Annotated in this window: 14 protein-coding genes; 13 read left to right on the forward strand and 1 reads right to left on the reverse strand. The window is 29.3% G+C overall.

The features are described from left to right. The first annotated feature begins 3 nt into the window (after positions 1-3). The 13 genes from L3J07_00615 to L3J07_00675 are packed head-to-tail and all read left to right on the forward strand — an operon-like array spanning position 4 to position 11416. Positions 4-945 (forward strand): HAD family phosphatase, encoded by a 942-nt coding sequence (locus L3J07_00615; GenBank protein MCF6276329.1) that lies wholly within the window; start codon positions 4-6, stop codon positions 943-945. Between the two features lie 4 nt (positions 946-949). Beyond that, a complete protein-coding gene (locus tag L3J07_00620) occupies positions 950-1705 on the forward strand; it encodes a glycosyltransferase family 2 protein (GenBank protein ID MCF6276330.1) in 756 nt (251 codons plus the stop codon). Between the two features lie 6 nt (positions 1706-1711). After that, positions 1712-2575, forward strand: coding sequence for a hypothetical protein (locus L3J07_00625; GenBank protein ID MCF6276331.1), 864 nt, complete (start codon positions 1712-1714; stop codon positions 2573-2575). After that, positions 2572-3579 (forward strand): WavE lipopolysaccharide synthesis family protein, encoded by a 1008-nt coding sequence (locus L3J07_00630; protein ID MCF6276332.1) that lies wholly within the window; start codon positions 2572-2574, stop codon positions 3577-3579. Before L3J07_00625 ends, L3J07_00630 begins: the two co-directional genes overlap by 4 nt. A 60-nt stretch (positions 3580-3639) precedes the next feature. Further along, entirely contained in the window at positions 3640-4701 is a 1062-nt protein-coding gene (locus L3J07_00635; protein MCF6276333.1) for a radical SAM protein, read from the forward strand. 6 nt (positions 4702-4707) lie between these two features. Next, the gene (locus L3J07_00640) at positions 4708-5349 is read left to right on the forward strand and encodes a methyltransferase domain-containing protein (GenBank protein MCF6276334.1); all 642 of its coding nucleotides are present in this window, start codon (positions 4708-4710) and stop codon (positions 5347-5349) included. Positions 5350-5368: 19 nt separating this feature from the next. Continuing rightward, complete coding sequence (locus L3J07_00645; GenBank protein ID MCF6276335.1) at positions 5369-6301, forward strand: nucleotide-diphospho-sugar transferase; 933 nt, start codon at positions 5369-5371, stop codon at positions 6299-6301. An 8-nt stretch (positions 6302-6309) separates the two neighbouring features. Next, positions 6310-7086: a class I SAM-dependent methyltransferase gene (locus L3J07_00650; GenBank protein MCF6276336.1), complete on the forward strand. Its 777-nt coding sequence runs from the start codon at positions 6310-6312 to the stop codon at positions 7084-7086. Beyond that, the gene (locus tag L3J07_00655; protein MCF6276337.1) at positions 7083-7934 is read left to right on the forward strand and encodes an alpha-1,2-fucosyltransferase; all 852 of its coding nucleotides are present in this window, start codon (positions 7083-7085) and stop codon (positions 7932-7934) included. Before L3J07_00650 ends, L3J07_00655 begins: the two co-directional genes overlap by 4 nt. Position 7935: 1 nt before the next feature. Next, positions 7936-8715, forward strand: coding sequence for a glycosyltransferase (locus L3J07_00660; GenBank protein ID MCF6276338.1), 780 nt, complete (start codon positions 7936-7938; stop codon positions 8713-8715). Next, positions 8712-9824: a glycosyltransferase family 4 protein gene (locus L3J07_00665; protein ID MCF6276339.1), complete on the forward strand. Its 1113-nt coding sequence runs from the start codon at positions 8712-8714 to the stop codon at positions 9822-9824. The genes L3J07_00660 and L3J07_00665 overlap by 4 nt, the downstream gene beginning before the upstream one ends. A 4-nt stretch (positions 9825-9828) precedes the next feature. Further along, entirely contained in the window at positions 9829-10509 is a 681-nt protein-coding gene (locus tag L3J07_00670) for a hypothetical protein (protein ID MCF6276340.1), read from the forward strand. Positions 10510-10513: 4 nt separating this feature from the next. Next, a complete protein-coding gene (locus L3J07_00675; protein MCF6276341.1) occupies positions 10514-11416 on the forward strand; it encodes an NAD-dependent epimerase/dehydratase family protein in 903 nt (300 codons plus the stop codon). Positions 11417-11741: 325 nt separating this feature from the next. Here the strand turns inward: L3J07_00675 and L3J07_00680 are convergent, their stop codons facing one another. Continuing rightward, positions 11742-13130: a sugar transferase gene (locus L3J07_00680; GenBank protein MCF6276342.1), complete on the reverse strand. Its 1389-nt coding sequence runs from the start codon at positions 13128-13130 to the stop codon at positions 11742-11744. Positions 13131-13191 lie beyond the last annotated feature (61 nt).

Consider the following 13191-nt stretch of genomic DNA (forward strand, 5'->3'; position numbering starts at 1 on the left):
AATATGATAAAGGCGATTTTGTTTGATTTGGATGGGGTTTTGGTAAATATGCCTGATGGGCATTATGAAGCTCTAAATAAGACTTTAAATCTTTTTGGTACGCAGATTGAAAGAGAAGAGCATGTGTTAAACTTCAACGGATTACCAACAAGAAAGAAGGTTGAAAAATTACAAGAGCAGGGGCGCTTACCTAATGGTTTAGTAGAATTAATAAATAGTGTTAAGCAAATACACACAAAAAAAATTATTCCAAAATATTGTGTACCAGATTATTCAAAAATTATTTTGTTAAAACAGTTAAAGAAAAAAGGATATAAATTGGCTTGTTGTTCAAACTCTGTAAAAGAAACTTTACATTTAATGCTTAAATCTGCACAGTTATTTGATTATTTTGATTTTATTATAGGCAATGATGAGGTTGTTAATTCAAAGCCAGATCCAGAAATATATCTCAAAACATTTGAAAAAATGGGTTTAAAGCCAAATGAATGTATTATTGTGGAAGATGCTCCACCTGGTGTTGAGGCAGCAAAGAGAAGTGGTGGTATTGTATACCAAGTAAAAGGTGTTGAGGATGTTAACTTATCTTTGTTTAAAGATTTATTATTGAACAAAATACAAAAAACTTTAAAATTAAGTGATTTTACAAAAGGTTGGATTATTGGTGATTTTGATTTGAGTATTTTAAAAACTAAGGATTTTGAGGTCGCCATAAAATATTATAAAAAAGGAGATTTAGAACCTGAACATGTTCACAAAATAGCAAGAGAAATTACAGTTTTCATTTCTGGAATTTTTAAAATGAATGGTAAAGAATTTAGAAAAGGTGAAATCATGGTTTTGGATCCTAGTGAAAGTAGCAGTTTCGAGTGTTTAGAAGATGGATTTATTATAGTAATTAAAACACCATCAGTTGTGGGGGATAAATATATAATTAATAAGTAATATTATGTCAAAAACACTAAATATAATAATTCCAATGGCAGGAAAAGGATCTCGTTTTAGAGATGTTGGTTATACATTTCCAAAACCTATTATAGATATAAAAGGAAAAACAATGATTGAGGTTGTAATAAACAATCTTAAGCCAGATTGTGACCATAAGTTTATTTTTATTTGTCAGAGAGAGCATTATGAAAAATATGATCTTTATAATATTTTAAAAAACGCTACAGACAATAAGTTTGAAATTGTACAAATAGATGGTATTACAGAAGGTGCTGTTTGTACAGTTCTTTGTGCTCTACAATATATAAACAATGAAAATGATATTGTGATAGCAAATTCAGATCAGTTTATTAGTATGGGATTGAATGATTTTATTAATGACGCTAGATGTGGGGATAAGGACGGGTTGATTATGACTTTTAAAGCAAGTCACCCTAAGTGGAGTTATGCTAGAGTAGGTGAGGACGGTAATGTTGTGGAAGTGGCAGAAAAACGAGTAATTTCAGATAAGGCAACTGTGGGAATTTACTATTTTAAATCAGGTAAAGAATTTATAAGATCTGCACAGTCTATGATAGAAAAGGATATGCGACATAATAATGAATTTTATGTTTGTCCTGTGTATAATGAAATGATTTTGGAAGATAAAAATATAGGTATAAAAAACATAGAAGTGGAAGAGATGCACGGTTTAGGAACGCCAGAGGATTTAAATGAGTTTTTGAAAAAATTAGATGGTGGAAGTGTAAAAATTTAAATTTTTATGATTATCACGCTTACTCATAGAGGTCTTGAGCCTAAAAAAAAAGATTTTTTTACTGAAAGCTCTTTTGAGGCTTTTGAGGATCAAGCAAAAAGAGGGTTTGGGCTTGAGTTTGATGTAAATTTTTCCAAAGATAATAAGGTTGTTATTTTTCATGATCAAGGATTGGAAAGGATAACAAATGGAAAAGACAATAGACTGTTTTCTGGTATGACATTGGATGAAATTAAAAGAGTTAAGTTTAAAAAAGGAAGGGTGTGTAGTTTGAATGAAGTGTTGTTAATTATAAAGTATGGTAGCAGTAAAATGAATGCACTCCATCTGAAGGGAAAATATCAGGATGAAAAATATCTGGAAATTTTGTTGAAATATTTTAAAAAATTTCAACAAATAATGAATAAAATAATTATTTTTGATGTTAAGGTTGAAACTGCTAAATATTTACTAGAAAGAATGCCAGATTTAATTCTAGCACCATCAGTATCTCACAAATATGACATAAAGAGATATAATACTTGTGTAAATAATACCTTGCTCACTATTGAAGAGGTAATAAGTAATAAAAAGTTATTTCAATGGGTTTGGCTTGATGAGTGGGATAGGCATGACGAGGGTGGACAAAAGAAAACATTTTATAATGAACGGGTTTTTTCTTTGCTAAAAAAAGAAGGTTTTAATATTGCCTTGGTTACTCCAGAACTACACGGAACTTCACCTGGATTATTAGGTGGTGAGACTCATCAAGATGCAAAAAATTTAAATACAATCAGAAAAAGAATTGAAAAAATTTTGAAATTAAATCCCAATATGGTGTGTACAGATTATCCAGAGTTAATTTTGGAATGTTTATTACTTGTAAAATGACAAAGATAAAAATAGAAAAATTTAAAAGTTGTAAAAATAGAATTGTTTTACGGTTGAAACATTTTTTTTGTGGTTATATAACTTTTCATATTCGTCCTAAAAATTCTTCAGATATTAATATTTGGCATGATTCTTTGGTTAATTATTCTAAGGTTGCAATAATAATTCAAGGTCCTTTGTTAAAAAAAAATAATTTTACTTTGGAAACAGTAAGACTTTATAAAAAAATATTTAATAAATATGCAATTATTTTATCCACATGGGAAGATGAGGATGTTGACTATATAAATGAAATTAAAAAAGAGGGGATAGTAGTTTTGTTAAATAAAAAACCTGATTATTCTGGAATTTCTCATATTAATTATCAAATTGTTTCAACTAGTAACGCTATTGCAAAAGCACAAGAAATTGGTGTAGAATACATTCTGAAAACAAGAACTGATTTAAGAATATATAATCCAAATTCAATTGAATTTCTTGTTAATTTTATAAGTTTATTTCCCGTAGATCCGCTTTATAAACAAAAAAAGAGAATTGCAGGTATTAGTTTGAACACTTTTAAATATCGTCCTTATAGTATTTCTGATATGGTTTTGTTTGGTTGTGTTGATGATATGGTGGATTATTGGGGGTGTGGTTTGGATATGAGAAAAGATTTTGCAAATCATGAAAAAATAGGAGATTGGTCGAGAGCTAGGTTGTGCGAGGTGTATCTGTCTGCAAATTATTTAGAAACTAAAGGTAGAAAACTTAAATGGACAATAGAAGACAGTTGGTCTATGTTTGCAAACTATTTTTGTATATTTGATCAGCAAAGCTTGGATATTTATTGGCATAAATACGCAAGAAATTTAGAATATAGAAGATTAGAATACAAAAATCTTAAAAATAGTCAGGAGCTAACTTTTTCTGAGTGGTTAAATATGTTTTACAATTTAAACAATAAAAAAAATATTCCAGAATATATTTTAAGTCAGAAATTTAAAGAAAAAATAAAGCAATAACTTTTTTATTCATATGTTTTAATTTAAATTTCAATAATTAATTTTAAAAATAAATATAATATGACAGACGACACAATAAATGTTCAGGTAAACAGTTTTGATATAGAGAATACGAAAAAAGAAAGTTCATTTACTTCAACAGGAGATAAATTGTTATATCACGAAAAAGCCATTGAAGACCTTAGGTGGAAAAAAAATCATCCTATAGTTTTACATATAATGCCTACAGAAATTTGTAATTTGCGGTGTGTATTTTGTTCTGTAGCTCAAAGAGGTGAAGAGGGGAAATTATTACCAGACCTGACTATGGACCAGATTAAAAGTGTGGTAACAGAATTTAAAAAGATGGGTCTAAAAGCTGTTATTTTAAGTGGGGGAGGTGAGCCGTCTGTATATCGACATATCAATGAGTTATTAGAGTATCTACATTCAGAAGGTTTGGAAATTGGGATGATATCTAATGGGGTAGTATTATCAAATAAGGTTGATGAGGACAAGTTGAAGTATTTAACTTGGTTAAGGATCTCAATAAATGCTCTTGATTATGTTCCAGATATTAAAATACCTAAGTTAGATTCAGAAAAAACAACATTAGGGTTTAGTTACATTTGGAATCCGCTATCATCAGAAGAGGTTATAAATAAAATAAAAAACAAAGTACAAGAAATTTCAACTACAAACAAAGTTGAATACATTAGATTATTACCCGATTGCAATCTTGAAACAGGTGAATTGGAGGCTGCACATGAAAAATTAAGAAAAATTACAAAAAGACTTGGTGCACCTTTCTTCCATCAATATAAAACACATATAACACCAAAAGAATGTCATCTCGGAAGAGTTCATCCGGTACTTTATGTGGATGGATATGTGTATCCATGTGATTCTCTGGTTTTAAATTCCCCAGCTGATGACAAGAAATTTCATAGAGAATTTGCTTTATGTAAATGGGATGAGGTTGAAGAGTTTTATTCACAAAAAATAAACGGCACATTAATAAATACTGAAAAATGCCACAATTGTGTATTTAGTCGTCAAAATGAACTTTTGTCTAAAATTATTAACACAAAAGATGAACTACCTAAACCAAACAAAGACTTAAAACATAAAAATTTTATTTAATTTTTTATGAAAAATGATTTTGATAGAGAATACTATGAAGACGGGCTTGTAACTGGTAAGTCTGGCTATGTTAATTATAGGTGGATGCCAGAGTTAACAATAAAAATGGCGTATAATATTATAAAACATCTTAATCTTAAGGATGGTGAATCTGTATTAGATTTTGGATGTGCAAAAGGTTTTGTTGTTAAATCTTTGAAGATATTAGACATAAACGCTTATGGTTGTGATATTTCATCTTATGCAATAGATAATCTTGAAACAGAAGTTAGAAATTGTTGTAAATTGATTAATTCTGAATCAAAAAGTGTTATTCCTTTTGAAAAAAAGTTTGATTGGATTATGAGTAAGGATGTGTTAGAGCACATAAGTGAAGAGGGTCTGGATATATTTTTGGAGGAATCATTTGGTAAAACTGATAAAATGTTTCACATAATTCCTTTGGCTGATAAAAAAGGGAGTTATATAGTGCCTGATTATGAATTTGACAAAACACATATTTTGAGAAAAGATTTAAATTGGTGGATTCAAAAATTTAAATCAAAAGGGTGGAATAATGTTTCATTTGAATACAAAATAAAAGGAATAAAGGAGAATTGGACAAATAAATATGCTTTTGGGAATGCTTTTTTTATAGTTAAAAAATAATTCCGTTAAAATAAAATTTATGTTGAGTTTCAGTGAAAATAATGGGTTATTTCCAACGCCAATTTTATTGGTTATTTTTAATAGACCGGAAAAATTGAAAAACTTAATGAAGATTTTGTCTCAAGTTAAACCAGAAAAATTATATATTTCTGCTGACGGCCCTAGAAAAAATAACTTAAAAGACGTGGAGTTTTGTAAAAGAGCAAGAAATATAGCAACAAATATAAACTGGCCTTGTGAAATTTACACTAATTTTGCTACAGAAAATTTAGGACTTTCTGGAAATAGAGGTTTGGAAACTGCATTTAACTGGTTTTTTTCTATTGAACCAGAAGGTATAATTTTTGAGGATGATCATCTACCATCATTGGATTATTTTAATTATGCACAAACTCTTTTGTCTAAATATCGTGATGAGGAAAAAGTTATGATGATATGTGGAACAAATTTTCAAGGTGAGATTGAGGGTGATGGTGCAAGTTACTATTTCTCTATATATCCAACTTGGGGGTGGGCTACTTGGAGAAGGTCGTGGGATAAATATGACCGTGAAATGAAAGGTTTAGATAGTTTTTTGAATTTAAAAAAAATTGACGAAATACTATACAATTTAAAACAGAAAAAATATTGGATTAATTTTTTTAAAAAAATTAAAAATGGTAAGTTTCATTTTATGGATTCTAAATTAATGTTTGCAATGTGGAACTCCAATAGTGTATGTATAATACCGAATAGTAATTTAATAGAAAATATTGGTTTTGGAGAGGGTGCTACAAATACATTTGACGAGTATGGTTTGTCTATGGTTAGAAGAGGGTTGAAAGAAATTAATCACCCAAAAACAATAACAGTAAACAGAACTGCAGATGATTTTTTTTATAACAAAGTTTGCAAAAGAAGTTTATTCCAAAAAATTAAATACAAAATAAAATTTTTATTTAGGGAATTATAAATATAAAAATGAAAAAAAGAATATTACACTTTATTAAATTTTTTTTACGTAAGTTTGGAGTTATAATTATTAAGCCAAAAGATGTAAATATAATAAGTAGGCTTAAAAAAAAATTTATACATAATGAAAGAAGTTTCGTGTCAGGACTAACTAAGAGGCTGGCCGATTCTTTATATTGCCATGCTTCCCCAGGCGTTATCGAATTAATTATTGTTTATTTATCTAAATATTTAAAAAATAACAAAGAAAATAATAAATTACTTAATCTGGGTGGAGGAACTGGACAAGTATCTGATATTTTTCGTGAGATTGGTTTCAATGTTTATAATGTGGATCTTGAAGAAAAAAATGAAAGTGAAAAAAAAATAAGGTTTGATTTAAATAGCAGTAAAGAGCTTCCGTTTTCTTCTTCTTTTTTTAATGTTGTTGTATGTTCGGAAATAATAGAACATATTGAGAATCCATGGAAACTCTTCAGGGATGCAAAAAGGGTTTTAAAAAAAGATGGGATTTTAATAGTGACAACTCCAAATGTACAATCGTTGTATAGTAGGATTAAATTTTTGTTTAAAGGATACTTACATTGGTTTACTCTCGAATGTTTTTCTTATCATATAAATCCGGTATTTAAATGGGAAATAGACTTGATTGCAAAAAAAAATAATTTCGATGTTTTAAAAATAATGGGTAGTGGAGATTACTTTTTGTCTAGAGATAATAGAAATTATAAAAAAATTATAAGAAATAATGAAAGTTTGATTATTTTTTTAAAAAATAATGCATGATAGTAATTAAACTAAAAGGTGGCTTAGGAAATCAATTATTCCAATATGCATTTGGGAGCCTTCTTGCTTCTAAAAGAAAAGAGGAACTGTTTTTGGATAAAGATATTTTAGGTGCTAAAAAAGATAGTTATCGTCAGTGTGGTTTAAAACATTTTAACATTGGTAATAGTATCGTTACTTTTAATGAAGTGCAGAAAATTAAATATCCTTTTGGTATTATTTCAAAAATTTGGCGTGGATTTAAAGGTAAAATACTGAAAATACATAATGTTGGCTGGAATCCACGAATTTTGAATTCTAAAAAGAGTTATTTTGATGGGTATTGGCAGAGTTATAAATATCCAAAAATAATAAGGGAGAAATTATTAAAAGAGCTTACTCTTAAAAACCCTATTAAAGATAAATATTATAATATTTTGGAAAAAATTAATAACTCAAATTCAATTTCTTTACATGTCAGAAGGGGGGATTATGTGAATAATCAAAAAACTGCCAAGGTTCATAATATTTGTAATTTAGAATATTATGAAAAGGCAATAGAAAAAATTTCTAAAAAAATAGACAGTCCAATATTTTTCATTTTTTCTGACGATATTGGGTGGGTAAAAAATAATTTGAAAATTAAAAATTCTACATTTTTTGTTTCTGACACAAATATTGAAGATTATGAGGAGTTAATAATAATGAGTAAATGTAAACATAATATTATTGCGAATAGTACATTTAGTTGGTGGGGTGCTTGGTTAAATCAAAATAAAACTAAAATAGTCATCGCACCTGCTAAATGGAATAATAAATATCAAAAAAAATATAAAGACTTAATTCCACCAAGTTGGATAAAAATATAATATGAACTTGTTTAAAATCAGTATAATAATGATAAATTATAATCGTACTGAGTATATAAAAGAAGCTATACAGAGCGTTTTAGACCAATCACTCAAAGATTGGGAACTTGTAATTGTTGACGATGGCTCTACTGATTCTAGTGAAAATATTATAAAATCATTCAGTGAAAAAGATGATAGAATTGTTTATTTTAAAAATGAAGAGAATTTAGGAATAGTATATTCTAGGAATAAGACATTAAAAAATTCAAAAGCTGATTTAGTTGCAGTGTTAGATAGTGATGATATTTGGGTGGATAATTTTAAATTAGAGAAGCAAGTTGGTAAATTTAAAGAAAATAAAAATCTTGTTTTGGTTGGCGGTGGTGTTATTGAGATAGATAAAAACGGAAAAGAGAAAAAAAGATATTTAAATCCTAATAGCGATGAAAAAATACGAAAAAATATTTTATTTAAAAATCCTTTTGCGCATTCTAGTGTAATGTTTAAGAAAAGTATTGTGGAAGGTGTTGGAGGTTATAATAATCTAGAGATAGGTGAAGATTATGATCTGTGGTTGCGTTTGGGAAAAGAGGGTAAATTTTTAAATTTAGATGACTATCTTGTAAAATATAGAGTGCATAGCAAAAATACCTGCAACACAAAAATTATTCAGGCCTTAAAAAATAATATAATTTTAGTGTTGAAATATAGAAAATTTTATGGTAGATTTTATATTGCTATAACAAGACGATTATTTCGTTATATTGTTGGTTTGGTTTTATTTAAAACAAAAAGATGAAAATTCTTTATTTAATTACAAAATCAGAACAGGGTGGGGCGCAAACACATGTGGCTCAGCTTATGAAACACTTCAAAGAAAAGGATTGGGATATAACTTTGATGTCATCTTCGCAAGACGGCTGGCTTGGAAAAAAGGCGGCTGATTTTGGTGTTGATTTTATACCGAGTAAATACTTAACCAATACTATAAATCCACTAAAAGTTTGGAAGAGCTTTTTGGAAATTCGCAAGGTTGTAAATAAGACTAATCCGGACATTGTTCATTGTCATAGTTTTTTTGCTGGTTTCCTCGGGAGGCTTGCTGTAAAAGGTAAATATCCTACAATTTTTACACCACACGGTTGGGGTTTCAATGTTGGGGTTTCTTTTTTTCGCAAACATTTTGCAATTCAAGTCGAAAGATTTTCTAGTCGTTTTACAAACAAAATACTTTGTGTTTCAGAATATGGAAAGAAACTAGCTATTCAATATAAAATAGATAAACCAGAAAAATTTATTGTAATTTATAATGGAATTGAAGATGTTTTACCAACTATCGAATGCGCTAAAACACTAAGTGAAAAAGTGAATTTTGTCTTTGTTGGAAGATTGACAGAACCAAAAAAGCCTTCATTTCTATTAAAAGCAATTACTCTTTTACCAGAAGATATAAAACAAAAAGTTAATGTGACAATAATAGGAAAAGGTGAGAAAGAAAAAGAAATAAAAGAATTTATAATTAAAAACAATTTAGAAAAAACAGTAATTCTAAAAGGTCTTTTGTCTAGAGAGGATGTTTTTGATCAGCTTTGCAATAAGACTGATGTTTTTACCTTATTTTCAAAGTGGGAAGGTCTGCCAATTACTATTCTAGAGGCTATGAGCGCCAGCTTGCCGGTAGTAGCATCGAAAGTTGGAGGAATACCCGAGCTTGTCTCAAAAACTAATGGTTTCTTAATTGAGCGAGATGATATAAATTCTTTGGTAAACGCTATAACAACTCTTGTAAAAGAAAGTGATTTAAGAATAGAAATGGGTAAAAATTCAAGAAAAAAAATACAGGAAAATTTCACCCTATCTATAATGTTTAGTAAAGTGGAAGAAGAGTATAATAATTTGTTAAAATAATTTTATGAAGATTGTTTTGATTGGATATGGTGAAATAGGAAGTTCATTGTACGAGGTTTTTTCTAATTATGCACAAATAGAAATTTGTGATATTGATAAAAAAGTAGAAGGGAAGTTTGATATGATGTTTGTGGCAATTCCATATACAGAAAATTTTGTGGAGATTGTAAAAAATTACCAACTAAAACACAAGCCAAAAAGTACTATAATCTTCTCAACAGTTGCAATTGGTACTTCAAGTCAGCTGGGTGCTGTACATTCTCCGGTTGAGGGAATGCACCCCACACTTGCAGATAGTATTCGTAGGGCTATAAGATGGGTTGGTGGTGAATCTACTGATTTTATCGGTCTTTTGGAAAAAGCTGGGATCAAGTTTAAGCAAGTCAAAAAACCAGAACATACAGAATTTTTAAAATTAAGATCCACTTCTCTTTATGGTGTGAATATTGAGTATGCTAGATATTGTAAAAAAGTAGCAGATGAAATAGAAATGGATTTTGAATATGTAAAAGATTTCGATTTGGATTATAATAAACTATATAGAGATTTGGGAAAAGTTAATTATCAACGATATATATTAAATCCACCAGAAGGTAAAATAGGTGGACATTGTGTAGTGCCAAATGCAAAGATGCTTGATAGTCAATTCCCAGATGATTTTTTAAAAAAAATATTTAAAGATTAAACATATGTCAAAATGTATTGTAACAGGTGGAGCGGGTTTTATAGGGTCTCATATCACAGATAAATTAATTGAACTCGGAAACGAGGTTTTAGTAATAGATAATTTAAGCTTGGGTAAAAAAGAATTTGTTAATTCAAAAGCTGAATTCCACCAAGTGGATATAAGAAATTTTGAGGAAATTAAAAATTTATTTGAAGGTGTTGGGGTTGTTTTTCATTTGGCAGCCGAGCCAAGACTTCCAATTTCTATCGAAAAACCAATTGAAACTAACGATATAAATGTAAGTGGAACTTTGAATATACTTGAAGCTTCTAGGTTAGCGGGTGTAAAAAAAGTAGTTTTCTCTTCTTCTTGTGCTGTTTATGGAGATTGTGCGGTTATGCCAATTACTGAGAATTATCATAAAAATCCAAAAAGCCCCTATGGACTTCATAAATTGATAGGTGAGCAATACATGAAACTATACTCAGAACTGTTTGATTTGCCGACAGTTTGCTTAAGATATTTCAATGTCTACGGTCCTAGAAAATTGGCAGATGGGGGATATCCAATGGTTATACCTGTATTTTTAAAGCAAATTGCAGAAGGTAAAAAAATGACAGTAATTGGAACAGGAGAAAATACAAGAGATTATGTCCATGTAAATGATGTTGCAGATGCAAATGTAAAAGCATGGGAATCAGAAGTTGTAAACGGAGAGTCTATAAATATAGGATTTGGAGAACAGACTAGTGTAAATAAAATTGCAGAACATATTGGAGGTGAGAAAGAGTATCTTGAGCCTCGTATTGGAGAAATGTGTCGTGCCCAAGCTAATATTGAAAAAGCAAAAGAACTTCTAAATTGGGAACCAGCTGTAAAATTTGAAGAGGGTATTGCTGGGTTAAAAAAAGAAATGGGGCTTTAAGAATAAATTATAAAAAAAACACCGAGGCAAGTCTCGGTGTTTTTTTATATGTAAGTTTTTTTGTCATTCCTCTTAATTACAAAGCAGTCTTAGTATTTAATTCTTAGTTCTATTTTACAAACCCTGGATACCTAATCGAGTTGAGGATGACAGTAAGAAAAGTTATTTTGAATCGAGATCCATTCGACTCCGCTTTGCTTCGCTCAGGATGACGTGTGGAAACAAATTTACAAATTTTGGATCCCAATCAAATTAAAAATGTCAATGTTAGGTTTTTTGTTTTGTATTATGTTCTGTGTCTTTCCTTATTTAGTCTACTGTTTTCTTATTGCCCCATAAATCTAATCACCAAATTCACAGTTTTTAATAAAATAGACACGTCCAAAAATATAGATCGGTTTTTTATATAAAACAAATCGTATTGAAGTTTTTGTAATGAGCTTTCCATTGTGTCGGTATAGTTTTGGTTTATTACAGCCCAGCCAGTTAATCCGGGTTTTACGACATGTCGCAGTGAATAATATGGCATTTGTTCTTCTAGTTTTTTTGTTATTTCAGGTCTTTCTGGACGTGGTCCCACTAGTCCAATTTCTCCTTTTAGCATGTTTATTGCTTGTGGCAATTCGTCCAATCTGGTTTTTCTTAGGAATTTACCAAAACTTGTGATTCGTTTATCACCCTTTTTTGCAAAAGTAGCACCATCTATTTCGGCACTTCCATCTTTTGACAGAGCAAACATAGATCTAAATTTGTAGATCATAAAGTGTTTTCCGAAGCGACCAATTCGTTTTTGTTTGAAAAAAACAGGCCCTTTTGATGTTGCTTTAATACCTATTGCAATAAAAGGAAGTGCTAGAGCAAATATAATAAAAATAAGTACAGCTCCAAAAAAGTCTAAAACAGTTTTAAATTTTTCATACACTGTGTTTTCATGATGTCGGAGGTGTTGCAAAAACCAACCTTCAGAAAAAGTAAATGGAGGAATTCTACCCGTCGCAACTTCATAAAAAGATGATAAATCATTGATTTGTACTTTCCAAAAAAGCAATTCATAAAATTCGCGCATTGCATGATGATCGTCTTTTAAATTTGGAGATATTACTACTAAATGTGCATTATGATTTGTAATTGCCGGTCTTATTGTATTTAAATTGTAATAAACATCAAAAGAAAATTCAGATGATTTTATGATCTTGTTTGGCTCTATTAATCCTACAATTTTATAGCCTCTTTCTGGATTTTTTTCGAAAATATCTATTAATTCTTTTGCGTCTTTAGTATAACCAACTAAAAGAACATTTGTTTGTAGTTTTCTTATTCCAGAAAATTTTCTAAATAAAAGTCTCCATAAAAAACTTAAACTATATCCAGTAAACACATTTAAAAGTAGTAGTGTTTTTGGAGCTATTTTTGAATTATTTATTAGGTAGAAAAAGAACACTCCAACAACTAGTGACAGTATGGCAGTCTCCACAAAACGACGATAAAAGGTTTCTTTTTTTGATATTTTAATAAGATCGTATAGACCGTTTATATAATTGTTCAAAATCCAAATTATAAAAATAACACTAAATAGGGGTAAGTGTGATTCTATTTTTTCTAATGTGGGTAAGTGAAAGTTTCGTATTAAAAAACTTAACCAAAATCCGACCAAAAGACTTAGAATATCTCCAGAAAGTAAAATTATTTGTTTGAATCTATAAATAAAACGCATGATGTTTGTTTGCTCTCAATGGTAAAATGGTATATTATATAAGTAAAGTTACTATTAGTTT

This window comes from Candidatus Magasanikbacteria bacterium (genome assembly GCA_021648085.1).
Lineage (GTDB): Bacteria > Patescibacteriota > Patescibacteriia > Magasanikbacterales > UBA922 > JAKITS01.

What these genes read in the sequence shown, in the direction of transcription:
- L3J07_00615 (MCF6276329.1), top strand. Translation starts at nt 4, where the DNA reads ATGATAAAGGCGATTTTGTTTGATTTGGATGGGGTTTTGGTAAATATG.
- L3J07_00620 (MCF6276330.1), top strand. Translation starts at nt 950, where the DNA reads ATGTCAAAAACACTAAATATAATAATTCCAATGGCAGGAAAAGGATCT.
- L3J07_00625 (MCF6276331.1), top strand. Translation starts at nt 1,712, where the DNA reads ATGATTATCACGCTTACTCATAGAGGTCTTGAGCCTAAAAAAAAAGAT.
- L3J07_00630 (MCF6276332.1), top strand. Translation starts at nt 2,572, where the DNA reads ATGACAAAGATAAAAATAGAAAAATTTAAAAGTTGTAAAAATAGAATT.
- L3J07_00635 (MCF6276333.1), top strand. Translation starts at nt 3,640, where the DNA reads ATGACAGACGACACAATAAATGTTCAGGTAAACAGTTTTGATATAGAG.
- L3J07_00640 (MCF6276334.1), top strand. Translation starts at nt 4,708, where the DNA reads ATGAAAAATGATTTTGATAGAGAATACTATGAAGACGGGCTTGTAACT.
- L3J07_00645 (MCF6276335.1), top strand. Translation starts at nt 5,369, where the DNA reads ATGTTGAGTTTCAGTGAAAATAATGGGTTATTTCCAACGCCAATTTTA.
- L3J07_00650 (MCF6276336.1), top strand. Translation starts at nt 6,310, where the DNA reads ATGAAAAAAAGAATATTACACTTTATTAAATTTTTTTTACGTAAGTTT.
- L3J07_00655 (MCF6276337.1), top strand. Translation starts at nt 7,083, where the DNA reads ATGATAGTAATTAAACTAAAAGGTGGCTTAGGAAATCAATTATTCCAA.
- L3J07_00660 (MCF6276338.1), top strand. Translation starts at nt 7,936, where the DNA reads ATGAACTTGTTTAAAATCAGTATAATAATGATAAATTATAATCGTACT.
- L3J07_00665 (MCF6276339.1), top strand. Translation starts at nt 8,712, where the DNA reads ATGAAAATTCTTTATTTAATTACAAAATCAGAACAGGGTGGGGCGCAA.
- L3J07_00670 (MCF6276340.1), top strand. Translation starts at nt 9,829, where the DNA reads ATGAAGATTGTTTTGATTGGATATGGTGAAATAGGAAGTTCATTGTAC.
- L3J07_00675 (MCF6276341.1), top strand. Translation starts at nt 10,514, where the DNA reads ATGTCAAAATGTATTGTAACAGGTGGAGCGGGTTTTATAGGGTCTCAT.
- L3J07_00680 (MCF6276342.1), bottom strand. Translation starts at nt 13,130, where the DNA reads ATGCGTTTTATTTATAGATTCAAACAAATAATTTTACTTTCTGGAGAT.